This window comes from Peptoniphilus sp. GNH (assembly GCA_021307325.1).
Lineage (GTDB): Bacteria > Bacillota > Clostridia > Tissierellales > Peptoniphilaceae > KA00134.
This window is the reverse complement of the sequence record CP089931.1, coordinates 804,567-830,776: the sequence shown is the minus strand read 5'-3', so window position 1 is coordinate 830,776 and position 26,210 is coordinate 804,567. Positions and strand designations below refer to the sequence as shown.

Genomic DNA, 26,210 nt, shown 5'->3' with positions numbered 1-26,210 from the left:
ATGAAAATAATAATAAGCAAGTTACTGTCGGTCTTTATGACTTTGATTTTAGTAAGTCTTATGATTTTTTTGGTATTTCAAGTTTTACCAGGAAATCCAGCGGAAATCATATTAGGAGTTGAAGCCGACGAAAATCAAGTTCTTCAGTTAGAAAAAGAACTTGGAATAGACAAACCCATGCCAGAGAGATATTTTGACTGGCTAAAGGACCTCGCAAGAGGGGATATGGGAAAGAGTTTAAAGTATGGAGTTGATGTGAGGGACCTGTTTTTAGCCAGGTTCCCCGTCACCCTATTTTTGACGCTTTACTCACTTTTTTTAACTATTTTGGTAGGCATACCATTTGGGATTTGGATTGCCTCCAAAGACAACAAGTGGTATAGTGCTCCGATAGCGGCACTTACACAAGTTGGGATATCAATGCCGTCTTTTTGGTTGGCATTTATATTAATTTTAACTTTCTCGCTTAGGTTGAAGCTTTTTCCGAGTTTTGGCTATGATGTCATGGGAGGGACTTTTTTCGACAAATTATATAAGTTCTTCCTGCCATCTTTTGCAATAGCAATACCAAATATAGCGACAGTAGTTAGATATTTGAGAACAGCAATTCTAGATCAGGTTAGAAAAGATTATGTTAGAACAGCTAGGGTCAAAGGAAATTCTTTGAATGCAATTTTATATAAGCACGTCTTGAGAAATGCGCTTATACCAGTAATAACCATACTAGGCATAATTTTGACTTCAAGTGTTGGTGGCTCCATAGTTGTGGAAAATGTATTTGCCTTACCAGGCCTAGGTTCGCTTATAGTTCAATCAGTTTCATCAAGAGATTTTCCTTTGATTCAATCTCTTGTGGTCGTAGTCGCAGCTATGATTATATTTATAAATTTTTTCATAGATATACTTTATAGATGTATAGATCCACGGATAAGAGGAGGTCAATAGTGAGAGTCAGAAAAGTATCAATGAATATAGGAAAATTAATAATTCTTATATTCATTTTAATATGTATAGTTAGCGTATTTTGGACTCCTCATGATCCCAATCAAATGAATCCAGATATAAAGTTTTCGCCGCCATCCAGGGAATATATATTTGGAACGGATAATTTTGGAAGAGATATCTTTTCAAGAATTATGACAGGCTCACAAACGGCATTTATATTGGCATTTGGAGCAGTCAGCCTAGCCCTTTTGTTTGGACTTATAATCGGTGGTTTTGCTGGATATTTGGGGGGCAAGACCGATGAGGTTTTGATGAGAATAATAGATGCCCTTATGGCATTTCCTGGCGTCTTATTTGCGATAATGCTTGTGGCAGTCTATGGACCTGGTGTGAGAAATACAATACTTGCTCTTGGAGTGATGGGGATTCCATATTTTTCAAGAGTTACCAGATCTGGATTTTTACAAATTAGAAAGATGGACTATGTCATGGCTTCCAAGACCAAGGGGGCAAATGGATTTCACATAGCCATCCACCACATACTTCCAAACATAAGAAATCAAATTATAGTTGCAGTAAGTCTATCTGTTTCAAATACAATTCTTTCAGAGGCAGGTCTTTCCTATCTGGGTTTGGGCGTTAAGCCGCCCTATCCATCTTGGGGAAGGATGCTAAAAGAGGCTCAGACCTATTTTAATCAAGCTCCTTGGTATTTTTATTCGACAGGTCTTGTGATATCTCTTATGGTATTTGGATTTACTCTTTTAGGAGACGGTCTAAGAGACAGGCGTGTAAAGGAAACTGGAAAATGAAAAAATTACTAGAGGTTAAAAATTTGACCGTTGCATTTGACTTAAAAGGGCAGGAGAAAAATGCTGTAAATGATATAAGCTTTGATATCTATGAGAAAGATTTTATAGGTCTTGTGGGAGAATCTGGTTGTGGAAAGAGCGTTTGTTCTCAGACAATTTTAGGAATAGAACATCCCAATGCCATAGTAAAATCTGGCAGTGTAAAGCTTATGGATAAGCAGATGCTCGGACTTAGAGAAAGAGAGTGGAAGAAGTATAGGGGCAGGGGAATATCCATGATATTTCAAGAGCCTATGACGGCCTTAAACCCTCTTATGAAAGTAGGAGCTCAAATAGAAGAAGTCCTAAAGATACATTTTGACTTTCCAAAAGAAAAGAGAAGGACTTTAGTTTATAAGACAATGGAAAACTGTGGACTAAGGGATGTGGAAGATCTCTATAATCTCTACCCTCACGAGTTGTCTGGTGGGATGAGGCAGAGGATTATGATAAGCATGGCACTTATAGCAAATCCCAGAGTCTTAATTGCAGATGAACCCACAACAGCCTTAGATGCTACCATTCAGATGCAGATTCTATCTCTTTTCAAAGACTTAGAAGAAATTTATTCTGGAGGTATTTTATTCATAACCCACGATTTACTCTTGGTATCTAGAATTTGCAAGAGGATTATAGTGATGTATGCTGGAAGAATAGTCGAAGAAGGCCCAGTGGACAATATAATAAATAATCCCAAGCACCCCTATACCAAGGGACTTTTGAAGGCAATTCCATCTTATAAAAAAAGGGGAACAGCCCTTTATAATATACCTGGAAGAGTGCCGCCTTTGGCACAAAGATCAAATGAAGGTTGTCCTTTCAAAGACAGATGTGACCACACTCTTAGCATGTGTGAAAAAGAATTCCCCAAACGCAAAGAGTTTGACGGGGTGAGTGTTTATTGCCATCTTTATGAGGGAAAAAATGACTGAAATATTAAAGTTTGAAAATATATCAAAGACATTTGAAATTCGCAACAAGGGACTTTTAGGTAAGAAGAGATACAAAAAAGCACTAGACCAAGTGAGTTTTAGCATAAATGAAGGCGAAATTTTCGGCCTAGTCGGCGAATCGGGGTCTGGTAAATCTACTCTTGGTAAAATTGCAATGGGACTTTTCAAGCCCAGCTCAGGCAAAGTTTTTTATAAGGGAAAGGATATATGGACTCTAGCGGGTGAAGATTATAAAAACTATAAAAATGAAGTGCAAATGGTCTTTCAAGATCCCTATTCATCCTTGAACCCACAAAAGACAGTTGGCTGGTCAATAATGGAAATTTTGAACATACAAAAGATAGGTAAACCTAACGAAAGAATTGAAAAGGCGAAAAATATTTTAAGAGAAGTGGAATTAGAAGAAAGTCTACTAGACCAATATCCGTCTGAGCTTTCGGGAGGGCAAAGGCAGAGGATATCAATTGCATCAGCTCTTATAGTAAATCCGAAACTTGTCATAATAGATGAGGGAGTGTCAGCTCTTGATGTGTCTATACAGGCCCAAGTTTTAAATCTACTAAATGAGCTTCAAAAAAAATATAATTTCACATCCATATTCATATCTCACGACTTAAACGTAATCGAATATCTCTGCGGTCGAATAGCGGTTTTAGAAAATGGAGTATTACAAGAAGTTTTTGATGCAGATGAAGTAATGAGTGATGATAGAAAAGATTACACCAAAAAATTATTCAATTCAGTTAAAGAAAAATTGAGATAGTAAAAAGCTAAAAAGCTAAAAAGACATCTTTTGCTTAAAAGGTGTCTTTTTTTTATGTTGTTTAGAAAAAAATAAATGAAATCGAATAAAAAAATAAAGAAAAAAATTATTTAGCTTTTAAAAATAAATTTTCTTAACAAAAAATTTATACTGGGTTTTTTAAAATTATTAATGAAATAATATGCCAGGAGGTTTTATGATAAGAGAGAATAGAAATAACAAAAACAGTAGAAGACTTGCTCTTATTTTGGGGCTTACAACCATGTCTTCGATTTTTACAACAAGCTTTAGCTATGCAGATGTAAATCAAGATGCCACAGGCCCTGTCCTTGCAGGTCAGCTACAAGATGATAGCAAATATTTTGCAGAGATTCCTGCAGTAAGAGGTAACAAGATTCACATCAATACAAAAAAAATGCAAGATGATGGCAAGCTAAATGTTGGCGATGCCTTGATTTTAAAAATCAATTCCCTAAAGAAGACTTTAGAGAGCGAAATAACATCTGACAAAATAAAAGAAGATTATGAGTCAGTTAAAGTTGTAGGCAACGAAAGAACATCTATCATACCTTTTAGGACTTTTACGCCAGGAGATGACATAAAGTTATATGTCAAGAAAAAAGGTCAAAGCAAGGAGGACTTGCTTGGTCAAGTTGTCGTAAAGGGAGAAAAAAGTTCTCAACCTGTATTTGAACTTACTAAGGACAAGATACTTTTCTCAAAAGATTTGAAGGGCAAAGTTTCAATTTATGTATTCACAAAAAGCCAAAATAACAGAATTTTTATATTAGAAAGAGAAGATAATCCCAGAGCCATATCCTATTTCTTTGAAATTAAAAAAATGAAAGATGCTGGAGTTGCAATTGGAGATCAATTTGTTGTGACTAACCAAGAAGATGGCAAGGGGGATGCCTCATCTGAAAAGTTTGAAATAAAAGAAAAGTATGAAAAGCCTAAAGTGAAGTTTAACGAAAGAAAAAATAACAGTTTAGCTAATTTTGAAATTTCTCTTCCTGACAATTTAGAGCTAAACCAAACAGTTATAAGTAAAAAATTCCCTAAGATAAGAGTGAAAAAGGGAAATGAAAGCAAGGACTTGGAAATCAATAAAGCAAATATGCCTAGTGAGTTAAAGCTAGTAAACCAAGGCTTTATCTATGAAATAGATAAGACAACTCAAAATGGTACAGTCTTTAGCTTTAGCCAAATCGGAGAAAACTTCGATCAGTCTGAAGAAGTTTCAGCAACCTATACAGTAGATACCAAAGAATTACAACAAGTACTTGAAGAAATCAAACTATACCCCCAAGAAAAGCTAACTAATTTTAATGAAGTCATAAAAAATGCTACAAAAATCACAGAAAATGAATCTAGAACTCAAAAGCAAGTAGACGATGCCGTAAATGGACTTAAATCAATTGTTTTATTACAATTAAAAGATCAACTCTCAGACAAAAGAAAAGCAGCTGAAGAAAAAATAAAATCTATGAGCAACCTTGAAAAGTCTAAAGTTGATGATTACAGGAGACAAATTTTAGGCGCCAAGACTGAAGGACAAATCGAAAATATAGTAAAAGAAGCGACTACAGAAAACGAAAAGATTGGCAATGAAAAGAAACTTATAGCTGAATACAAAAACAAGATAGAAGCTCTAGAAAACTTAAAACCTAATCAAAGACAAGACTTTATAAGTAAGGTAGAAAAGGCTAACTCATCTGATCAAGCAAAGTCTATTTACGAAGAAGCACAAAGAGAAGATGAAAAAAATAAGGCTGCAAAACCGGGACAAGATGGCAATGTAAACCCAGACCAAGGTAAGGAACAAGATCCACCTAAAAAGCCGGAACAAGGTCCCGACCAGCAAGAATTAGAAAGAGCCAGAAAAGACGCCATAGAAAAACTTAATGCTCTACAGTATTTACCATTAAAAAAAGCTGACTATAGAAATAGAATTGAAACTGCTCCAAGTAAAGCTGAGGTAGAAAAAATTTACAAGGAAGCAGAAGAAGAAAATAAAGAGCGTGAAAAAGAATACATCGAGAAGGAAAAAGCTAATACTATAACTCGCATAAAAGGCTTTAACCACCTAAGCAAAGAGGAAAAGGCTCAAGCAGAAAGTGAAATTGCAGCTGCTCAAACTCTAGAAGATGTAAACAGAATTGATTCAAAATATAGTAGACTTGAAACTGAAAATCGTGGAAAGTTTGAAGAGGCAAAGACTAATCTTTTAGACTTATTGGGAAAACTTCCTTGTCTTTCAGAAGGCGAAAGAGACGGCTTTAAAAATGAAGTTGCAAATGCTGAAAACAAGGAAAAATTAGATGATATAGAAAAAAGAGCCAGAGAAAAGGATGCTCAAAATGCCAATAAGAAGCTAGGACAAGGACTTCAAGAAGCAAAGGCAAAACTACAGGCGCTTTTAGAAGAAGCCAAGGGTCTTTTAAATGAAAATGTGAAAGCAGAACTAAAAGAAGCCTTGGAAAGGGCAAAGACAAAGGCAGAAGATGCTTTGACAAAAGATGATGTGGCTGAGATAAATAGAGCAGAGGAAGAACTGAGTGAAGCAGTTAAAAATATAAAAGATGCTAAAAATAACACTCATCCTGCACCAATGCCAAACCCAAATCCGAATACACCTGCGCCAGTGCCAAACCCGAATCCCAACACTCCGCCTGCTCCGATACCACCGAGACATAGAGAAATTTATCCAAGATATTACAGACCTTGGATAGCTGATAGGTCTTTTAATTGGGAAAGCAGATTGCCGGAGCGTACAAGTGAAAGAGATAAAAAAGAAGAAGTTAAAAAAGATATAGATAAAAAATACAAGGATATAAAAGGTCATTGGGCTAGCGAGGCCATCTATTACTCTTTACAAGATGGACTTTTTGAAAACATTGTTATGAGAGATGAGTTTGAACCAGAAAAAGAAATGACCAGAGCTGAGTTCATAGCAATTTTGGGAAGATTTGAAAATGTTAAAAGCTTTACAGCAAATCTATCCTTCCAAGATGTAGACATGACTTCTTACTATGGAAAATATGTAAACTGGGCAAAAAATATGAGCCTCATAAACGGTTTAGATGATATCCATTTTGGACCAAGCAAGAAAATTTCAAGAGAAGAAATGGCGACAATCCTTTATAGATACAAAAAAATGAAAAAGCTTGACTTCAAAGGAGCCGAAAAAACTTTTAAAGATGTAAAAGAAATTTCCTCCTGGGCAAGAGAAGCAGTAAGTGAACTTTCAAAGTCTAATATAATTAATGGAATGGATAAGGGCACTTTCCAAGCCAAAAAATCTCTTTCAAGAGCAGAGATAGCACAAATAATTTATAATATTAACAAAATAAGATAAGATTAAAGGGGAATTCAATCAATCTTTTGGATTGAATCCCTTTTTTATTTATGAAATGTAAAATATAATTATAAGTCATCTAGTTTATATTTTTTAAATTATTAGGTATAATGAGCTCAAGGAGTCGATATGAATAACATTATTATTAAAGAAGTAAAAGGCGGCAGAGAGTTTGACGATTTTATAAATTTGCCCTATGAAATATATAATAAAAATCCCTATTGGGTAGCACCAATTAAAAAAGATTATATAAAGGCTATAAAGGGCGAGGGAAATGAGCTTTCATTTTGCCCTCATAAGCTTTTTATAGCTTATCGTGATGATAAGCCAGTGGCAAGGCTCATAGTTTTTATTGATAAAGAACTTAATGAAACCCACAATTTAAAGGCTGGGTATATATGCGAATTTGAATCTTATAATGATGATGAGGCTAGCAAACTCTTGTTTTTAGAAGCTGAAAAATATTTAAAAGAAGAAGGAATGAATCTTTGCAAGGGGCCAGTGTCCTTGCCTGGTGGAGATGACAAGAGAGGAGTCATAATTGACAATTTTGACGACATCCCGACCATCATGAACACTTACAATCTTTCATACTACAAGGACTTGTTTACCAAGGCCGGATTCGAAAAATATCACGACGTCTATGCTTTTAGATCTACCAAGGACTTGCTTTTGACAAGGATGGTTAAGATTGGAGAACTTTTGCCCAAGATTCAAGAAAGATATGGATACAGGGTGGACACTGCGGATATTAAAAAAAATATTCAAAGAGAAATGGATGATGTCTATAAAATTATAGAAGAAGCCATGCCCAAGGATTGGGAAGATTTCAAGAGAGTTTCTAAAAGAGAAATTGAACAGATAATAGTTGCCGCCAAGCCATTCCTTGACGAAGATTTAGTCGCCATTGCAAGAACAAATGAGGGAAGACCTATTGGATTTGCTCTGTCCTTGCCAGACTACAATGAAATCTTGCATGGTTTCAAGGGTAAACTCGGCCCCAAAGAGATGTTTACTTTCATGAGAAAAAAGAACAAGCTAAAAAGAATAAGGATGTTTGTGCTTTTTGTAGTGCCAGATTTTCACAAGAAGGGAGTTTCAGCAGCTATCTATCACACAGTCTTTATGAATGGAGTAAAAAAGGGCTACGAAGTGCTTGAAGGTTCAACAATTTGGGATTACAATCAACCCATGCTAAATGACATAAATAAAGTAGGAGCAGAAAAATCCATAACATATAGGGTTTATAAAAAAGATTTGCTATAATTTATGCGAAATAAAAGATAGTGCAGGAAGCCTTGTGCTATCTTTTTTTGTTGACTAAAAATTGACTCACATTAAAAATATCAGGGCATAAAAAAACTGACACAAGAATTCTCGTGTCAGTATATTGGCGAGCCGTAAAGGATTCGAACCCTCGGCCTTCTGGTCCGTAGCCAGACGCTCTATCCAGCTGAGCTAACGGCTCATCACCCAAAAATTATAACAAATGAGCTATAATTTTGCAAGTGAGAGGCTATCAAAGGGCCGAAATTATAAAGTTAATAGCCAAGAAGAGAACCTTGCTCAAAACTTCAATAATTACAAAGCTTATGGAGTACCAACCCAGAAATAAAATTTGCTCGTCCCTTTTTAGGTCTTTTGCGAAGATGAAAAAAGCACTCGCAATTGCCAAAAGACAGAGTATGATGGTGCCTACTATACCCGGAGTAAGGGCTGATAAAATAGTTGGCACTAGGTCTGCTTTGCGATTTATTAAGTAAGAAAGCATGATTATTAAAGCTCCGAGAGACCAAGTCAAAAGACCAGCGCCCCTTATTTCTCTTTGCCTTACGTGCAGATTTAGTTTAGAGAGGGCGGATTTTATTGATATAAAATATTCAACAAGGCTCACACCGATTCTAAGCAAACTCAAAATTATAAGTGACTTAAAATTAAAAGAAGAAGCCAAGGCTATGGGAAGTATAGTAAAGATTAGTATCAGAGTCAAACTTATAATTTGAATATTTTTTTGACTTATGAATTTTATCACACCAGTATTATCCAGCTCTTCTAAACTTCTCAATTTTGAGACGATTTTTTGAGATTTTTTTTGAGATCTTTTTTGAGATTCTTCTAGTTTTTTATTTACTTCCTTGAAAAATGCCAAATTAGAGTTGTCATAATCTAAATCTTCATCCAAGTCTTCGGAATTTTGGTCCCAAATGTCAAAATTTTTCTTTTTATTTGAAGTTTTTTCTTTTGTTTGAGATTTAGCTTGGGTATTTTTTTCTGAACTTTTTTGATTTTTTTCTATATCCTTTGAAGAAACAGACTTTAATTCAAAAGAATTTTTATCATTTTTAGAAGCATCTTCCTTTTTTAACATCTCATCTGTTATGAGAGGAACGGGCATGGTCTGCTCTATGTTAGAAGTGTTTGAAATTTCATTTGAAACTACTTCCTTCTTTTCTTTTGATGCAGTCTTAGAAACTTCCTTTGATTTTCCAGGAATTGTGTATTGGGAAAATATAGAGAACTCATCATTTCTTTCGCTTATAAAAGAATCCCAAATATTTTTCAAAGATCGTCTTGTTTTTTTGCTTTCATTTTGCGAAGGAGTTTTTTGTTCATCAGATTTTGTTTTTATAATATTATCTTCAAAAGCTTTGTCATCTTTTTTATTTTCTAATTTTACATCTTCAAACTCAGCCTTATCTGCAGTTTGAACATCGGTTTCTGAAAAAGTGCTACTTAAATTTTCCACATCAGAATCGTCACTTTTTGAAAGTTTACTGGGATTTGGAATATCGGATTTTTTAAATAGTTCTCTTGAGTCTATCAAGTTGAAATTTTCACGATTGTGCTCTTTAATTCCTTTTGTATCAGGCTCAATCGGAGTTTTATTTTCTTTACTTTTGGTCTTTAATTCGGGCAAATCTTTTTCCAAGTTATCAGGACCTACAAAACCGTCTTGACTTTCTCTTCTCGTGTGTTTTAGAATTTCCTTTGAAATTTTTTCATCTAGAGTATTTGTAATTTCTTTTATATCATGGTCTTGATTCAAGCCATCTAGAAGCCTAGCATTGAAGACCCTTGTTTTGTCGAGGCTTTCTTTTGAATCAGTTTTGTTTTCTATATTTTCAATTATTACTTTGACATCATGCAACTTATGACCACAGCTAGGACAAAAATTCGCCTTGTCTGGCACTTGTTTGCCACAGTTTGAACAATACAAGGTATCACCACCTTTTTAAACTAATAAATTAATTATAACACTAAAAGGGCAACTTGTAATGAAGTTCATTTTTATATTGCGAAGATTTTGATATAATAAATCTGGAGGAGAAAATGTATACAGCTCTTTATAGAAAATATAGATCCAAGACTTTTGATGAAATCATGGGTCAGGATTCGATAGTCAAAATTTTAAAAAATCAGGTTAAAAATGGAAATATATCCCACGCATATCTCTTTTCCGGCACGAGGGGTACGGGGAAAACTTCTTGCGCCAAAATTCTCGCTCGGGCGATAAATTGCTTGAATGAAAATGAGGGAAATCCGTGTAACACTTGCAAATCATGTGAGGGTATTTTAGACGGATCTCTTATGGATGTAGTGGAGATGGATGCCGCTTCTAATAATGGGGTGGATGATATAAGAGAATTAAAGGAAAAGGTAGTTTATCCGCCCACATCTTTAAAATATAAGGTTTATATAATCGATGAAGTGCATATGCTTTCCAAGGGAGCCTTCAATGCACTTTTGAAAATATTAGAAGAGCCACCCAAACACCTCGTATTTATACTTGCGACGACAGAACCGGAGAGAATCCCAACGACTATTCTTTCCAGATGTCAGAGATTTAATTTTAGAAGAATTTCTAGAGACACCATAATTGAAAATCTAAAAAAGATTAGTCAAGAAGAGGGCAAAAAGTGCGATGAAAAAATCTTCAAGCTAATCGCATCAAAGTCTGATGGGGCTATGAGGGATGCCCTATCTCTTTTGGATCAGGTTTTAGCTTTTGGAGATGATGTGAGTTTTGAAATGGCTCTGGATATATTGGGCATGGCATCGGAAGAGGAGCTTTTAAAACTTGCTGGGGCGATTTTACAGTCAGATATGACCTCGGCTTTTAATCTCTTAAAGCAAATTCTTTACAGTGGTAAGGATGTCATTACTGTGTTTAAAGATTTGATTCAAGTTTTAAGAGATATTTTAGTCTACAAGTCAGAAGGTTCAGAGGAAAATCTCATATATTCCTACAAAAAAGAGGACTTGGATAGCTTTTCTTCCTTTGGCAAGGAGGATATCCTAAGGGCGATGACAGTCTTATCTGAAAAATCTCAAGATGCTAAATTTTCTTTTGATCCAAGGGTAGTTTTGGAACTTGCAATTATTGAAATAATTTCTTTTGAAGACGTCAAAAAAAGCTTAGCTAAGACCGAGACAAAAACCAGAGGAAAAGAAGAAAAAGATGAGATTTTTAATAAAAATCAGTCTGACATTTTAGATCCTGAAACTCTAGAAGAGCAAGAACCAAGTCAAAATGAGCTAAAAGAAGAATCTGAAAAAGAAGTAGAAAGCAAAAAAGAGGAAAAGATCTCTACAACTTTCGAATTTGATTTTAAAGACTTTGTGGAAGAGCTTGATGATACAATTTTAAAATCTCTTATGGGCCATATTAAGTCGAGCGATTTTAGTAATAATATGATAAACTTTTACGTGGAAAATGAGTTCAATTTGGATATGTTAAAATCAAGCGAAAAGAGCCTTGCGCAAAGTTTAGAGGTCTACATGAAAAGACCGATTGAGTTTAGAATAAGTGTGAGAACACCAGCAAAAGAAGAAGCTAGGGCAAAGCTCGAAGAGCTATTTGGCAAAGAAAAATTAGACATACAATAGGAGGAATAATTATGAGAGGATTTCCAATGGGCGGAGGCAACATGAACAATATGATGAAACAGGTTCAAAAGCTCCAAAAGCAAATGGAAAAAATGCAAGAACAAATGCAAAGCAATGAATACACCGCTAGCGTAGGTGGGGGAGCTGTGGAAGCTGTTGTAAATGGCAACAAGGAAGTATTAAAAATCAAGATTGACAAGGATGTAGTTGACCCAGATGATGTAGAAATGCTTGAGGATCTAGTGATGTCTGCTGTAAATGAAGCTATGAGGACTGCTGAAAACAAGATGAGTACAGAAATGAAAAAGCTAACCGGTGGTCTAAATATACCAGGTATGTAATGAGAGGTCCTTTAGAGGAGCTGATAAGACAGCTTACCAAGCTAAAAGGTATAGGGGCAAAGACTGCTCAAAGATTGGCTTATGATATTTTGGAGGCGGATGAAGACAAGGCTCTTGATTTGGCAAGGGCTTTGGTAAATGCCAGAAAAAATGTGAAAAAGTGTAGCAGGTGCAGAGTTTATACCGATGTGGATCCCTGCAATATATGCTCTTCACCCATAAGGGACAGATCCAAAATTTGTGTAGTAGAGTATCCGAAAGATGTGGATGCTATGGAAAAAACTAATTCCTATCATGGACTCTACTTTGTTCTTTATGGAAACATCAGCATAAGAGAGGGGATAGGTCCAGAGACATTAGGACTAGATAAGCTCTTTGACCTTGTCAGAGAGGGAGAAGTAAAAGAAGTAATAGTTGCAACAGGAGCGAGTATAGAGGGCGATACAAGTGCAGCCTACATAGCTGATGCCCTAAAAGATGAGGATGTAGTGGTAACTAGAATCGGTTATGGTCTTCCTTATGGTGGGGATTTAGAATATTTTGACCCGCTCACAATTGAAAGAGCAATGATAAACAGACAAAAAATGTAAAACACCTCCGTCGCAGTTTGCGATAGAGGTGTTTTTTATTTAAAACGTCTGAAATTTTCGCTTATGTCTACATGACCCATAAGGGTTTCTGCATCCTTGCCATCAACTGTTATTTTTATTTCATCAATCTCCTTTAGACTAAAAAGAGAAGAAATCAAACTTTTTATGAGAATATTTTCTTCAAAGGAAGATCCAGCCAAATCTTTTTTAGAAAAGTCAATATTTAAAAGTCCCTTATCGAAAGACTTGGATGAAATTTTTACATCTTTAGGAATGGCAGCAAAACAAGCCTTGTCCTTGGGACTTTCTGAGTCCTCATAGAGAGTTTGAATTATTTTATCCACAGCATCTATTAAGCTGCCCTTTACTTCAAAATCCTCACCGAGAAGCTCGTCATCCTCCTTGCCATTTACAATATAGTCATAGGATGGCCTGTAAACTCTCACAGTATAAGTTTTTGTTTCACCCTCTGTATCTTTTGGAGCAGATGCCTCTTTGTTTTGACAAGCAAACAAAAACAAGATGAGTATAAGAGGTAATATATTTTTAAATTTCATCATATAAATATCACATCCTTGATTAATATTATAATATAGACTAGTTTAAATACAATAATCTGGGTATAATTTTATGAAGGAGTGTAATATGAATAAAAAGAATAAAAACTTTAACAACTTAGGCAAGGCGCCTCTAATAATCTGGTATCTACTTGCCGTCATAGTTATAATATTTCTTCATTTTTATGTAGGTCCCAAGCTTTCCAAACTTCCCAACATAGAAAAAGTTGACTACTATACATTTTTAAAACTTGTAGACGAAGAAAAAGTCGAAAAATTGGAAGACCGAGGAGACACCATACTCTTCACCTTAAAAGACAAGTCCAAGGGTGAGAAAGTTTTGTCGACCTCAGCTTTTGAAAATCCCAATTTGGTATCGACCCTTTATGAAAAAGGAGTAAGATTTGATAAGGTAATTCCCAAGCAACTAAATCCAATTTTGTCCTTTATAATAACAACAAGTATAACGCTTTTAGCTTTTATAATAATGGGACAAATTCTTTCCAGAACCCTTTTTAAAAAAATGGGTGAGGGGGGAGTTGGACCTCTTAGCTTTGGAAAGTCTAATGCGAAAATCTATGTAAAAGACACAGACGGAGTAACTTTTGCCAACGTTCAAGGGCAAGATGAGGCCAAGGAAGCTCTTTCGGAGATAGTTTCTTTTCTTCATGACCCCAAAAAATATACCAAGATAGGTGCCAAACTACCCAAAGGAGCTCTTTTAGTTGGACCACCTGGAACTGGTAAAACAATGCTTGCACAGGCGGTTGCAAACGAAGCAAATGTGCCCTTCTTTTCGATATCTGGCTCAGAGTTTGTAGAGATGTTTGTAGGACTTGGAGCTGCCAAGGTAAGAGATCTTTTCAAACAAGCAAATGAAAAAGCTCCCTGCATAGTATTTATAGATGAAATTGATACAATCGGTAAAAAAAGAGACGGTATGGGCTTTTCTGGAAATGACGAAAGAGAGCAGACCTTAAACCAACTCTTATCAGAAATGGATGGATTTGATGGCAACACTGGAGTAGTCATCTTGGCTGCTACCAATAGGCCTGAATCTCTTGACCCAGCTCTTTTAAGACCAGGAAGATTTGATAGGCGAATACCCGTTGAGCTACCAGACTTAAAGGGTAGAGAGGCCATTTTAAAAATTCATGCCAAAAAAATTATAAAAGAAGAAAATATAGACTATCTTCAAGTTGCAAGAGCAACTGCTGGAGCTAGTGGAGCCGATTTGGCAAATATGGTAAATGAAGCCGCCCTAAGAGCTGTAAGAAACAATAGGGATAAGATGAGTCAAGAGGACTTAGAAGAGTCTGTTGATGTAATTTTGGCAGGCTATGAAAGAAAAAATGCAGTAATAAGTCCCAAAGAAAAGGAAATAATTGCTTATCACGAAGTTGGCCACGCCTTAGTTGCAGCAAAGCAAAGAGACTCTGCTCCAGTTCACAAGATTACGATAATTCCAAGGACATCTGGAGCGCTTGGCTTCACAATGCAAGTTGACGAAGAAGAAAAATTTTTGATGACCAAAGAAGAAGCCTTCAATAAAATTGCAACATTTACTGGAGGAAGATCGGCAGAAGAATTGATTTTTGCCACAAAAACATCTGGTGCATCAAATGATATAGAACAAGCCACCAGAATAGCCAGGGCCATGATAACCAAATTTGGCATGAGTGACAAGTTTGGATTTGTAGCCATGGAAACTACCACCAACAAATACTTGGGTGGAGATTCATCCTTATCATGTTCTCCCGATACAGAAGCCATGATAGATGAAGAAGTAAGAGACATAGTAGAAAAGGCTCATGAAAAGGCCATAAATATTTTAAAGGACAATATAGACGCCCTCCATGAAATCTCAGCTTTCTTGCTCCAAAGAGAAACTATAACTGGAGAAGAGTTTATGGAGATATTAAAAAAACATGAGAATTGAGAAAAACCACCGGAATATTTCGGTGGTTTTATTTTAAATAGATTTAAAATATTAAGATGAACATTTAATATTGAAATTGCAAACTAAATGAGATATTATATTCCTTGTGTTCGCACAATTGGTTCGCAAAATCCCAATTAAAAAAACTAAGGAGGACAAATGAATATTAAGGATTTAGTAAAAAATGCAATTTTGATTGCGATTTACGTTGTAGTTATAGGGGTAAACCCAATCGGATTTGGAGCAATTCAATTTAGAATTGGAGAAGCTCTGTCGGTTATACCATTTTTCAACAGAAAATATGTGCCGGCATTAATAATAGGTGGAGCCTTGGCAAATTTGTATTCACCACTTGGTCCAATAGACATGGTAGTGGGAGCAGCTTGTGCAATAATAGCATATAGCTTTAGCAAATTTATAAAAAGTCCCTATATAAACAGTCTAATATTTGCGACTGCATCCGGTATTCTTGTAGCAGGAGAACTATCATACACAGGAGATGTGCCATTCTTTTTGACAGCCTTGTCAGTTGGTGGATCTACTTTATTTATAACCTTGCTCGCAAGTTACTTAGTAGAAAAGTCGAATTTAAAAAAGATAATAAAGGAATCATAAAACTCAGTTAAGCTGAGTTTTTTTATTTGAATTAATATTTATAGAAAAGTTGCCAACGAGTTGCCAACCACGATATAAAAGTGTGTAAAAGTATGTAAAAATAACAAAAAAAGAGCGTAATTTTTTAACGAATTACGCTCTTTTTCTTCTAAAATTACAGATTTTGTAAAAGTGTATAAATCTGTAAAAACCTTGGTGCACCTTCAGGGACTCGAACCCTGGGCCCACTGATTAAGAGTCAGTTGCTCTACCATCTGAGCTAAAGGTACCTGACCTATATAATTATACAGGATTCTCTTTTGATGTCAAGAAAAAAATTAAGACTTTTTAAATTTTTATAATCTGATTTTTCTTATTGGTTTTTGCTATTTAATTGGGTAAAATAATATACAGATGGTATATTTTTTTATTAAAGGGAGGAATTTATGTATAGTAAGTATCTAGAATCCATGATGGAATTTCAAAAAAATCTATTTAAGCCTTGGCAAGATATGGTAGAAGATAGCAAGCCTGCCAAGGGTGAAGATCCCATGACTTTAAAAGATTATTTTGAATGGATGGCAAAAATCAATCAAGCGATGGCTAAAGAAGTTTACAAGATGCCCCAAGATTATTTCAAAGATATGGTAGACGGAAATTTGTTTAATAAAAATCTCTTTCCTGTTTTAAATTCTGATATGAGCCCCTGGGAAGGCATGATGTCTTTTAACAAGGTTTTTATGGAAAACTTCAAAAATCCTATGGATCTTTTTAAGACTTGGGAACAAAATTTTCAGGCTTACAACAAGGCCAAGGAAGTATATGATTCCATGAAAGACGGCAGCTTTAGTCCCGATAAGCTTATGGGGGCTGTGGACTCTTTCAATGAAAGTTTTCTAAATTATTTCAAAAGCTATGTGATTCCGACAAGCCCAGAGGTTTTCAAACCCTTTATGGAGAAAGCTCTTTCTTTAGGAGAAGATAATGCTCAAAATTTTAAGAAAATGATGAATTTTGATTTCTTATCTGCCTTTGATTACTCTAAAAAATCAGATGATTTTTTGGCAAATCTTTCAGAGCTTCAAAAATCATACCTCGACAAGATAAAATACTTTAACCCTAGTCTGGGCTACAATGAAAGATACCAAGCTTATTTAGAAAAATCTTTTGAACTAGGAAGCAAATATCAAGAAAACTTGATGGAGCATTTGAAGAAATCTTATGATTTAAGCAAAAAGAAGATTGAAGATTTGTCTAAGGAGTGGACGGCGAGCCTACAAGATCTATCCAAGCCTAGAACTTTTGAAGATTTTTATAAATACATGACTACCAAGATGGAAGAAACTTGGAAACAAGCATTAAACGGAGAAGAAAATCAAAAACTTATGGCCGAAGTAAAAAAACTCGGTCAAAGTTTTTACAAGCAAAATCAAAAACTTGCAGATGAATTTTACAAGGTGTATGCAAATCCTGTTGTAAAAGAAGACGTAGAAGACTTGCAAGCTAATATAAAGAAATTGGAAGCAAAAATTAAAAGTCTTACCAAGGAATTGGAAGGACTAAAAGATTTGAAAAAATAAAAATTTAAATAAATAAAAATTTAAACAATAAATAAACCGGTTCTTTTTGGAGTCGGTTTATTTTTATATTTATCCATCTCATCCCATTCTGTCGTCTACCCATGAAGATGGGGCAATTTTTATTTTATAAAAGTTCAGATAACCCTTAGATAGGATAGATGTATCAAAAGATTAGAGAATGTTTTTAAGGCGATTAAATAAAGATTTTTTAGAGAAAGTGAATATGATATAAAACTTCCTTGGAGCTAAATTTTATATGAAAAAACCTTACGGCAAAAGCCGTAAGGGTATATTGGTACGCCATAAAGGACTCGAACCTTCTACCTCCCGGTTCGGAACCGGACGCTCTATCCACATGAGCTAATGGCGCTTATACATGGAATGTTAACATAAAAGACAAATAAAATATAGACATATCAAGTTTAAAAGATTCAAGACTTAAAAAATACTTGAAAATAAGAGAAAAAGATACTAAAAGCTTATTGAAGAAAAGACCAATATGTCGTATCATATATATGCGAAATTAAAAATCGACCGCAATATATAGCGTAGGATAATTAAAATAGTAAAGGAGATAGAAGTGAAAGTCATAAAGCGTAATGGTACTTGTGTACCCTTTGATAAAGAGAAAATTGTGATAGCAATTGAAAAGGCTATGCATTCTGGTAATGGGATTTTTGTTGAAGGTCAGGCTGAGAAGATTGCCAATGAAATTGAAGATTATGCTCTTACAGTGAACAAGGACTTGAGTATTTATGACATAGAAGATGAAGTTTACTACAAACTTCTCCAATGCAAAAACCCTGCTACGGCAAGAGCTTATGAAAATTACAAGGCAGTTCAAGCTTACAAGAGGGAGATGAATACAACAGACGAGGACATACTTGGACTTTTAGACCAAACGAACATAGATGTAATGGACGAAAATTCTAACAAGAATCCCATAATAGCATCTACCCAGAGAGATTTGATAGCGGGAGAAGTTTCTAAGGACATTGCAAAGAGAAAGATAATACCTGCAGATTTGGTAGAGGCACACGAATCTGGAGCAATCCACATTCACGATATGGACTATATGATTCAGCCAATTTTCAATTGCTGCTTGGTAAATATGAAAAATATGCTCGACAATGGAACTGTGGTAAATGGAAAGATGATTGAAACGCCAAAATCTTTTCAGGTTGCTTGCAATGTAATGACTCAAATTATAGCGCAAATCGCATCAAACCAATATGGTGGCCAGTCTATAAACATTTCTTGCCTGGGCAAGTATCTAAGAAAATCTTATGACAAAAATCTTTCCGTATCGATTGAGACGCTTGGAGATGTGGAGCTTGCTGAAAAAATGGCGGCTACTCTTACAAAAAGAGATTTGGAATCGGGTATTCAAACAATCCAATATCAAATAAATACTCTTATGACTTCTAATGGCCAAGCTCCATTTGTGACCCTTTTTATGCAAGTCGAAGACGGAGATCCCTATGAAGAAGAAGTTGCTCAAATTATAGAAGAAATTTTAAAACAGAGAATAGAAGGGATAAAAAATGAATCTGGGGTCTATGTCACTCCGGCTTTTCCTAAGCTGATCTATGTACTAGATGAAAACAATGTATCCAAGGATTCAAAATACTATTACCTCACCTCTCTAGCCATAAGATGCACAGCCAAGAGGATGTATCCAGATTACATATCTGCCAAAAAAATGAGAGAAAATTACAAGGGCAATGTATTTTCTCCCATGGGATGTAGGGCATTTTTGACTCCATATAAGGATGAAAAAGGCAAATATATTTTTGATGGCAGATTCAATATTGGAGTTTGCACAATAAATTTGCCTCAAATAGGAATATTGGCAAATGGAGACGAAAATAAATTTTTTGAAATTTTGAATAAACGTCTAGAACTTGTAAAGAGAGTCGGCATCTTGAGATATGAGCATTTGAAAAATGTGACTTCCGAATCTAGTCCTATTCACTGGCAACATGGAGCCATAGCGAGATTGCCTCGCCATGCTTCTATTGAGCCTCTTTTAAAGGGAGGATATTCAACTGTAACCATAGGCTATATAGGAATTTATGAGGCTACCTTGCTTACCAAGGGCGTATCCCATACTGATCCGGTAGGCTATGAATTTGCTATGAAGATTATGGATCTTTTGAATAAAAAGAAGGACGAATGGAACAAGGAAACGGGGCTTTCTTTTGCAGTTTATGGAACGCCTGCTGAATCTCTTACCCATAGATTTAACTCTATTGATAGACAGAGATTTGGAGTAATCGAAAATGTGACAGACAAGGGTTACTATATAAATTCTTTCCATGTAGATGTCAGGGAAAAAATAAGCGCCTTTGAAAAGTTTGCCTTTGAATCCAAATTCCAAGATAAGTCTTTAGGCGGTTGCATATCTTATGTGGAAATTCCAAATATGACGCACAATCTGGAAGCTCTTGAAACTATGGTAAAGTATATATATGACAATATTCAATACGCTGAATTTAACACCAAGAGCGACTATTGCGCAGAGTGTGGCTATGATGGAGAAATAAAAGTCAACGACAAGGGTCAATGGGAATGCCCTCAATGCGGCAATACAGATAAGTCCACCTTGACAGTAGTTAGAAGAACTTGTGGTTATCTTGGTGAAAATTTCTGGACAGAAGGCAGAACAAAAGAAATAAAAGACAGGGTCTTGCATATCTAATGAAATATGGACAAATAAGAAAATATGATGTGGCAAACGGTCCAGGCATAAGGACTTCTATTTTCGTAACTGGGTGCAGTCATAATTGTTATGCCTGTTTTAATAAAGAGTACCAAGATGCGGATTTTGGAGAAGATTGGACTTTCAAACAAACTGAGCAAATCCTAGACTATTTGAGTTTAGATGAAGTTGATGGGCTCACCCTTTTGGGTGGAGAGCCTTTTGAAAATCTAGACGGACTCATAGATTTGTTACAAGAAGTTAGAAAAAAGTCCGATAAGTCCATCTGGGTATATTCAGGCTATACCTTTGAGCAAATTTTAAAAGACGAAAAAAAGTTGGAGCTTTTAAAGCTCTGTGACATCTTGGTAGATGGACTTTTCGTAAATAACTTAAAGGATCTCAGATTGAAATTCAGAGGATCTTCAAATCAGCGCATCATAAAAATAAAAGAATCTTTAAAAGAAAATATGCCGGTAATATGGGAAGAGTAAACTCAAATTGCCGGCCCTTTTTATTTGTGAAACTTTAAAATTAGATGGCAGATACAAAAATATTTGATATTATAAATGTATGAATTAGGAGGACGAAATGAAATTTATTTCTTGGAATATAGACTCTCTAAATGCTGCCCTGACAAGTGATTCAGCAAGGGCAATTTTGTCGAGAGATGTCTTGGAAACCGTAAAAAAAGAGGATGCAGATATAATAGCCATCCAAGAGACTAAGCTTTCAGCCAAGGGGCCGACCAAAAAGCATATAGAGCATCTGGATGTTTGGTTTAAGGACTATGATTTTGCTTGGGTTTCATCTGTTGAGCCAGCAAGAAAGGGTTATGCTGGCAACATGGTGCTTTATAAAAAAAGCCTAAAGCCAACAATATCTTTTCCTAAAATAGGAGCCCCCACAACTATGGACTATGAAGGCAGGATAATAACACTTGAGTTTGACGATTTTTTCTTCACTCAAGTCTATACTCCCAATGCGGGAAATGAGCTAGTAAGGCTTGCTGATAGACAAGTTTGGGATGTGAAATATGCTCAATATTTAAAAGAGCTAGATAAGCAAAAACCCTTGATAGCTACGGGAGATTTCAATGTGGCTCACAAGGAGATAGACCTTGCAAACCCACAATCTAATAGGAGATCGCCAGGATTTACCGATGAAGAAAGAGAGGGCTTTACCAATCTTTTGTCTTCTGGTTTTACTGACACTTTTAGATATATAAATGGAGATGTAGAAGGAGTATATTCTTGGTGGGGACAGAGGGTAAAAACCTCCAAGATTAATAATGCTGGATGGAGAATAGATTATTTTTTGGTATCTGATAGGTTGGCCCGTGAAATCAAGAAGTCTGAAATGATTGACTCGGGACCAAGACAAGATCATACACCGATTTTGCTCGAAATTTTTTAAAATTATTTTCTAAAACAAAAAGGAAGAGCCATATTAATTGGCTTTTCCCTTTTCAAATTATAAAATCAAATTATTTTATCACACTTATTATGGCATTATTGCCATAGTCTTTTCCTTCTAATCTCGCAGAGTGGAGGAAGGGGCAGGAGTAGGTATCGTAGGGACAAATTTCAATTTGATTTTTTGATATGCCAAGAGATTCTAAAAGGCTTAAATTAGCAGAGATCATGTCCAAGAGGTATTTGCCATTATTTTTCAAAGCGAAAAAATCATCCCTTTTAGGGAAGACTTTGAAAGCCTCATAGACTTCGCCCCCGACCTCATACCTATCTTTTCCGATTGAGGGGCCAAAAAAAATTTGCAGGTCTTCTTTCTTGCAAAAATATTTTTCCTGCATTATTTTTAGAGCTTCTTTTGCTATTTGCTTAGAGGTGCCTCGCCAACCTGAATGGATTGAAGCTTGGACCTTCTTTATCGGATCATAAATAAGGATGGGAGTGCAATCGGCAAATTTTATAAGAAGGGCCACATTTTTTCTATTTGTAATAAGCCCGTCCGTTCTAAAGGCAATTCTTCCATAGACAAAAGCACTTGTTGATTCTACAAGAGCCTCCTCTATGTTATTCGAGTGAATTTGAAAAGCTGAATATATATCTTCTATGTCTTCTTCGCCCATAATTTTTAAAAGTTTTTTTGTATCCTTGACTACGGAAAGTTTTTGTGTAAAATATCTAAAGTTGAAATCTATTCCACCGATTTGATTATTCAAACCTAAATTTTTTAATGTTTCTGAAAAAATATTCATTACAACTCCTATTTTTAGCTTGGTTTTAATGATATTATAACATTTAAAAGGAAGTGTGTTTATGAGTTTAAATATAGTGCTTTATGAGCCTGAAATTCCATTTAATACTGGCGCCATCGCCAGAACTTGTGGACTTACCCACACAAAATTGCATTTGATAAAACCTTTGGGTTTTAAAATAGATGACAAGACTGTAAAAAGAGCAGGGCTTGACTATTGGCATTTGGTAGATATATCCGTTTATGAAAATTTCGAAGAATTTATGAATAAAAAGGATAAGGGTCATCTTTTTTTCGCATCTACAAAATCCTCAAGACCCTATACTGAAGTTAAATTTGAAGATGGAGACTATCTTGTATTTGGACCAGAAACAAGAGGTCTGCCAGAAGATATAATATTTTCTGACTTAGGAACCAATATAAGAATACCCATGCTCAAGGACTTCAAGAGATCTTTAAACTTGTCAAATTCGGCATCAATAATATTGTTTGAGGCCCTTCGACAACTTGATTTTTTGGATTTAGAATAAGGAGTTATTATGATTAAGAAATTAGACTTGAGGAGATTATTGTTGACAACCTTGGGTTCGACTATGGTAGTTTTGAGCCTGCATTTCTTTTTGATACCAAGTCATTTGGCTGTCGGAGGAGCATCGGGTTTGGCAATTCTCTTATCAAAAATTGTAAGATTTTTTGATACAGGCCAGATACTCTTGGTTTTGAATGTCATTTTATTTGCCATGGGCTTTTATTTTTTAGGGGCAAATTTTGGGTTCTACACCCTTTATTCAGCCCTTTATCTGGCAGGGCTTTTGTGGCTAATGGAAAGCTTGGCACCAGTTTCTCACGCTGTTACTGATGACACTCTTATAAATTTGATTTTTGGAGTGGGTATATCATCTACCGGTATAGCCATAGTAATTAATCAAGGAGCCTCGACTGGCGGTACAGATATAGTTGCAAAAATTATCGAAAAATATACGAGACTTTCTTTTGGAGGAGGTCTCATGCTTACAGACGGTCTTATAACATTAGGAGCGGGCATCATTTTTTCTCCCAAGGCTGGTATGTATTCTCTACTTGGAGTTGTCATAAATTCACTTGTGATTGACAGATTTTTGCAAGGTTTTGATTCCAAATTTGCAGTTACTATAATCACTAAGGAGTTTGAACAAGTAAATAATTTAATCCTAAAAGACTTAAATAGAGGAACTACTATTTATAGGGCGACAGGTGGCTTTTCCAATGTTGAGAGAGCCGTTTTGACAACCGTACTTGATAGGAGATCTTATGTGAAATTAAAACAAGCTATAAAAGAAATAGATGCTCACGCCTTTATGTATGTGTCAAATGTGAATGAAGTTGAAGGAGAAGGGTTTACCTTTTCAAGTCCCGAATGAGATAAAATTTGTAAAATACTTTTGAATTGCTTAAAAATTAAAAATAAAATTAAAAAAATCTCAAGCATGAGCCTGAGATTTTTTTAATTTAATAAATAGGGTGCTTCCAGTAGGATTTAAGCTAAATTCTATACTTCCCCCCATGTTGTCAAAAAGCATCTTGGCAAGCAAGAGGTCGAGACTGTCATACTTGAGTCTATCATTTCTATAAATACCTGAAAAAGCTTTTTCGAGATTTTCAATTTTTTTAGAGCCTATATCTGTTTTTATTTCAAGGACTGGAGAATCTTTATCTAATACTCTAAAAGAGATGCGATCTTCCATACTTGCGTGAACGCATAGAAAATTAATAATTCTTGCAAGTGCATCAGAAGCCAAATCATAATCTCCACTTGCAATCTGATCCTCTATATGGTTTTCGACTACAATCTTTTTTTCCGCAATCTTTTCTGAATTTGCTTCCAAGGACGAGTAAAGCAACTCTTTTATGAAAAAGTCCTCTTCTTTAAAAATCAAACTGCCATTAAGTATTCTAGATCTAAAAAGCAAATCGGATATCAAGTTTTCGAAAGCTCTTATGTTTATTTCAAACTTGGAAATACTTGGATCGAGATTTCTGATTTTCATAAGTTCTAAATCCATTACCATAGAAAGACATATGCTCCTAAGACTTTGGGCGAGATTTTCGTCAAATTCATCTTTTCTGACAAACTCAACAGTCTTGTGATTTTCTAGTTCATCTATTCTATTAAGTAATTTGGAAATTTCCCTATCCAAAAGTTTAAAATCAGGATTTTTAAAGAGAGATTTTTTTTCTTTTTTCTCTTTAATTAGAGCAATGGAATTTTGAACATTGTTTTTTACCAAATTGTCTTCCTTAGAAGTTATCAAATTGTAGATTATATATACCAATATGGATATAACAAGGATCCAAGGCAGGGATTTTATAAAATAATCCAGCGGCGAATATCCTAGAGTTCTCAAAAAGTTTTTATTTTCAACAGGCGGCTGCAGTTTAAGAAAAGACTTGTCATCCGGCAAATAACGCACAAGCCTTGCATAAGCAGAAAAGATAGTCTTAGAACTAAAATAAGACATGCCTGATAAAAGTCCAAGAGATAGCAGAAAGACCCAGATGTTCTTGATCTTTTTCATAAATACCTCCGTAATTCATATCCTATTATACACTAATTTTATAATCGCTACCCTGTAAAAAGAAATTAAAAACGAAATATTTTCAAATAAAAAATTTTAAATAAGAATAAGAGCATAAAAAACCCCATCTTTTAAAGATGGGGAAATCTTAATATGCAACTTTTTTGTATTCGCTATCGATCTTGTGCTTGGCTAAAATCTCCTCAATTTTAGCTCTTAAGTTTTCATCCGAAAGGTAAGCTGCCTGCATGGTTGAAACGTGGTTGGTCGGATTGAACTCATAGAGGTAGAGGTAGTAGAATTCACCATCGATATTTATATCCGGGTAAGAAGCCTTTGACTTTTTGGTCGAACGCATTTCAAGATAGGTCGAGTCATTAAAAGATACTTGCACATAATCAGACAAAATATCCTTCAAGGCATCTGATTTTGGAATCACAGCCTTTATATTTTTTGAAATCAAATCTAGAATTTCCTTTTGAGCCTCTTCATTTTTTACATAATAGATATTTTGTTCATCTGAATTTTCAGTATCAGTTATATAATTTCCAATAGTGACTCTTAGATTTTCAAGCTTAACTTCATTTTCACCAATCTTGACACTTGTAGCTTCCATTGGCTTTTCATCTGATGTAGTTTTAGTAGTAGTGTTTGTTTGATTTTCGGTGTGGTCAGAGGAAACACTAGGACTTATGTTATTCATCCTCCTGCAGGATTTAATAAAAATTATAAGTATGATAAGAATTATAGCACCAAAAAAAATCCTCCGCCTATTTCTCATCTGCCTTTTTCTTCTTCTGATCATTTTATTTCTTCGTCTTTTAAGCCTTAAATCTTCTTCATTATTTTTATTTTCCATAGTGCCTCCTTTATATTGACATTTTAACCTATCTAGTATAGAATGTTCAAGGTAAATGTTATAAGAAAGCCCTCTTATGAGGGTCTTTTTTAAATGTAAAAAATGGAGGTGTTTTTATGGCAGACAGAATCGTTCTTGAATGCACTAAATGCAAACAAAGAAACTATGTCACTTACAAAAACAAGAAGAATACAACTGAGAGGTTGGAGTTAAGCAAGTATTGCAAATTCTGCAAGGAGCATACTCCACACAAAGAAACAAAGTAAGGGGGGTTTAAATGACAAGCCAGGTAAACCAAAATAAAGATAAACAATCTAATGGGAAATACCTAAGAGGCGTGAAGTCTGAATTTAAAAAAGTCGTTTGGCCAACTAAGAAACAAGTTGCTAACTATTCAAGCATTGTCATAGTTGCGATAATCCTGTTTTCTATCCTGCTCTCTGTACTTGATTTCATAATCAACAAGGGAATGCATTTAATTGTCAAGTAATATGGATAAAGATAATAAAGACATTGA

General features: G+C 35.1%; 24 protein-coding genes and 3 tRNA genes. 19 read left to right on the top strand and 8 right to left on the bottom strand.

The window, feature by feature from the left end; translation table 11 throughout:
- The 6 genes from LV469_04120 to LV469_04095 all read left to right on the top strand — a co-directional run bounded on the left by LV469_04120 (position 1) and on the right by LV469_04095 (position 8,136).
- Positions 1 to 945, top strand: a complete 945-nt coding sequence (locus LV469_04120) for an ABC transporter permease (GenBank protein UHR03481.1) — start codon at positions 1 to 3, stop codon at positions 943 to 945.
- Positions 945 to 1,757 (top strand): ABC transporter permease, encoded by an 813-nt coding sequence (locus LV469_04115; GenBank protein UHR03480.1) that lies wholly within the window; start codon positions 945 to 947, stop codon positions 1,755 to 1,757. The genes LV469_04120 and LV469_04115 overlap by 1 nt, the downstream gene beginning before the upstream one ends.
- A complete protein-coding gene (locus LV469_04110; GenBank protein ID UHR03479.1) occupies positions 1,754 to 2,728 on the top strand; it encodes an ABC transporter ATP-binding protein in 975 nt (324 codons plus the stop codon). Before LV469_04115 ends, LV469_04110 begins: the two co-directional genes overlap by 4 nt.
- A complete protein-coding gene (locus tag LV469_04105) occupies positions 2,721 to 3,512 on the top strand; it encodes an ATP-binding cassette domain-containing protein (GenBank protein UHR03478.1) in 792 nt (263 codons plus the stop codon). Before LV469_04110 ends, LV469_04105 begins: the two co-directional genes overlap by 8 nt.
- 196 nt (positions 3,513 to 3,708) lie before the next feature.
- Positions 3,709 to 6,870 (top strand): S-layer homology domain-containing protein, encoded by a 3,162-nt coding sequence (locus tag LV469_04100; protein UHR03477.1) that lies wholly within the window; start codon positions 3,709 to 3,711, stop codon positions 6,868 to 6,870.
- A gap of 129 nt (positions 6,871 to 6,999) precedes the next feature.
- Positions 7,000 to 8,136 carry a GNAT family N-acetyltransferase gene (locus LV469_04095; protein UHR03476.1) on the top strand — a complete coding sequence of 379 codons (1,137 nt, stop codon included), beginning with the start codon at positions 7,000 to 7,002 and terminating at the stop codon, positions 8,134 to 8,136.
- 125 nt (positions 8,137 to 8,261) lie between these two features.
- Here LV469_04095 and LV469_04090 read toward each other — a convergent pair.
- Both LV469_04090 and LV469_04085 read right to left on the bottom strand, forming a co-directional pair.
- A tRNA-Arg gene (locus LV469_04090) sits at positions 8,262 to 8,338 on the bottom strand.
- A 51-nt stretch (positions 8,339 to 8,389) separates the two neighbouring features.
- Positions 8,390 to 10,087, bottom strand: coding sequence for a zinc-ribbon domain-containing protein (locus tag LV469_04085; protein ID UHR03475.1), 1,698 nt, complete (start codon positions 10,085 to 10,087; stop codon positions 8,390 to 8,392).
- A 113-nt stretch (positions 10,088 to 10,200) separates the two neighbouring features.
- On the opposite strand from LV469_04085, the gene dnaX reads away from it, so the two are divergent.
- Genes dnaX through recR form a run of 3 tightly spaced genes read left to right on the top strand, consistent with a single transcriptional unit; the run spans position 10,201 to position 12,688 of the window.
- Positions 10,201 to 11,757, top strand: a complete 1,557-nt coding sequence (gene dnaX / locus LV469_04080; GenBank protein ID UHR03474.1) for a DNA polymerase III subunit gamma/tau — start codon at positions 10,201 to 10,203, stop codon at positions 11,755 to 11,757.
- 11 nt (positions 11,758 to 11,768) lie between these two features.
- Positions 11,769 to 12,098 (top strand): YbaB/EbfC family nucleoid-associated protein, encoded by a 330-nt coding sequence (locus tag LV469_04075; GenBank protein ID UHR03473.1) that lies wholly within the window; start codon positions 11,769 to 11,771, stop codon positions 12,096 to 12,098.
- Positions 12,098 to 12,688 (top strand): recombination mediator RecR, encoded by a 591-nt coding sequence (gene recR, locus LV469_04070; GenBank protein ID UHR03472.1) that lies wholly within the window; start codon positions 12,098 to 12,100, stop codon positions 12,686 to 12,688. The genes LV469_04075 and recR overlap by 1 nt, the downstream gene beginning before the upstream one ends.
- A gap of 35 nt (positions 12,689 to 12,723) precedes the next feature.
- Here recR and LV469_04065 read toward each other — a convergent pair whose 3' ends face one another.
- Positions 12,724 to 13,248 (bottom strand): GerMN domain-containing protein, encoded by a 525-nt coding sequence (locus LV469_04065; protein UHR03471.1) that lies wholly within the window; start codon positions 13,246 to 13,248, stop codon positions 12,724 to 12,726.
- An 85-nt stretch (positions 13,249 to 13,333) separates the two neighbouring features.
- Here LV469_04065 and ftsH point away from each other — a divergent pair, with 85 nt between their 5' ends.
- The gene (gene ftsH / locus LV469_04060; GenBank protein ID UHR03470.1) at positions 13,334 to 15,184 is read left to right on the top strand and encodes an ATP-dependent zinc metalloprotease FtsH; all 1,851 of its coding nucleotides are present in this window, start codon (positions 13,334 to 13,336) and stop codon (positions 15,182 to 15,184) included.
- 159 nt (positions 15,185 to 15,343) lie between these two features.
- The gene (locus LV469_04055; GenBank protein UHR03469.1) at positions 15,344 to 15,799 is read left to right on the top strand and encodes a QueT transporter family protein; all 456 of its coding nucleotides are present in this window, start codon (positions 15,344 to 15,346) and stop codon (positions 15,797 to 15,799) included.
- A 193-nt stretch (positions 15,800 to 15,992) separates the two neighbouring features.
- On the opposite strand, the gene LV469_04050 is transcribed toward LV469_04055, so the two are convergent.
- Positions 15,993 to 16,068 (bottom strand) — tRNA-Lys (locus tag LV469_04050).
- A 156-nt stretch (positions 16,069 to 16,224) separates the two neighbouring features.
- On the opposite strand from LV469_04050, the gene LV469_04045 reads away from it, so the two are divergent.
- Complete coding sequence (locus LV469_04045; GenBank protein ID UHR03468.1) at positions 16,225 to 17,358, top strand: hypothetical protein; 1,134 nt, start codon at positions 16,225 to 16,227, stop codon at positions 17,356 to 17,358.
- Between the two features lie 293 nt (positions 17,359 to 17,651).
- Here the strand turns inward: LV469_04045 and LV469_04040 are convergent.
- Positions 17,652 to 17,728, bottom strand: a tRNA-Arg gene (locus LV469_04040).
- Between the two features lie 210 nt (positions 17,729 to 17,938).
- Between LV469_04040 and nrdD the strand changes: the two genes are divergently transcribed.
- The 3 genes from nrdD (at position 17,939) to LV469_04025 (ending at position 21,475) form a co-directional block, all read left to right on the top strand.
- Positions 17,939 to 20,059 carry an anaerobic ribonucleoside-triphosphate reductase gene (gene nrdD / locus LV469_04035; protein UHR03467.1) on the top strand — a complete coding sequence of 707 codons (2,121 nt, stop codon included), beginning with the start codon at positions 17,939 to 17,941 and terminating at the stop codon, positions 20,057 to 20,059.
- On the top strand, positions 20,059 to 20,553 hold the full coding sequence (gene nrdG / locus LV469_04030) for an anaerobic ribonucleoside-triphosphate reductase activating protein (GenBank protein UHR03466.1): 495 nt from the start codon (positions 20,059 to 20,061) through the stop codon (positions 20,551 to 20,553). The genes nrdD and nrdG overlap by 1 nt, the downstream gene beginning before the upstream one ends.
- Before the next feature lie 97 nt (positions 20,554 to 20,650).
- Entirely contained in the window at positions 20,651 to 21,475 is an 825-nt protein-coding gene (locus tag LV469_04025; GenBank protein ID UHR03465.1) for an exodeoxyribonuclease III, read from the top strand.
- A gap of 70 nt (positions 21,476 to 21,545) precedes the next feature.
- On the opposite strand, the gene pgeF is transcribed toward LV469_04025, so the two are convergent.
- Positions 21,546 to 22,280: a peptidoglycan editing factor PgeF gene (gene pgeF / locus LV469_04020; protein ID UHR03464.1), complete on the bottom strand. Its 735-nt coding sequence runs from the start codon at positions 22,278 to 22,280 to the stop codon at positions 21,546 to 21,548.
- 61 nt (positions 22,281 to 22,341) lie between these two features.
- Here pgeF and LV469_04015 point away from each other — a divergent pair, with 61 nt between their 5' ends.
- Positions 22,342 to 22,809, top strand: coding sequence for a tRNA (cytidine(34)-2'-O)-methyltransferase (locus LV469_04015; GenBank protein ID UHR03463.1), 468 nt, complete (start codon positions 22,342 to 22,344; stop codon positions 22,807 to 22,809).
- Positions 22,810 to 22,818: 9 nt separating this feature from the next.
- Complete coding sequence (locus tag LV469_04010; protein ID UHR03462.1) at positions 22,819 to 23,679, top strand: YitT family protein; 861 nt, start codon at positions 22,819 to 22,821, stop codon at positions 23,677 to 23,679.
- 60 nt (positions 23,680 to 23,739) lie between these two features.
- Here LV469_04010 and LV469_04005 read toward each other — a convergent pair whose 3' ends face one another.
- A complete protein-coding gene (locus LV469_04005; protein UHR03461.1) occupies positions 23,740 to 24,834 on the bottom strand; it encodes a HAMP domain-containing histidine kinase in 1,095 nt (364 codons plus the stop codon).
- Positions 24,835 to 24,982: 148 nt separating this feature from the next.
- Positions 24,983 to 25,693 (bottom strand): hypothetical protein, encoded by a 711-nt coding sequence (locus LV469_04000; protein UHR03460.1) that lies wholly within the window; start codon positions 25,691 to 25,693, stop codon positions 24,983 to 24,985.
- A gap of 116 nt (positions 25,694 to 25,809) precedes the next feature.
- Between LV469_04000 and rpmG the strand changes: the two genes are divergently transcribed.
- Positions 25,810 to 25,959, top strand: a complete 150-nt coding sequence (rpmG, locus tag LV469_03995; GenBank protein UHR03459.1) for a 50S ribosomal protein L33 — start codon at positions 25,810 to 25,812, stop codon at positions 25,957 to 25,959.
- 11 nt (positions 25,960 to 25,970) lie between these two features.
- Positions 25,971 to 26,183 carry a preprotein translocase subunit SecE gene (secE, locus tag LV469_03990; protein ID UHR03458.1) on the top strand — a complete coding sequence of 71 codons (213 nt, stop codon included), beginning with the start codon at positions 25,971 to 25,973 and terminating at the stop codon, positions 26,181 to 26,183.
- Positions 26,184 to 26,210: the final 27 nt, after the last annotated feature.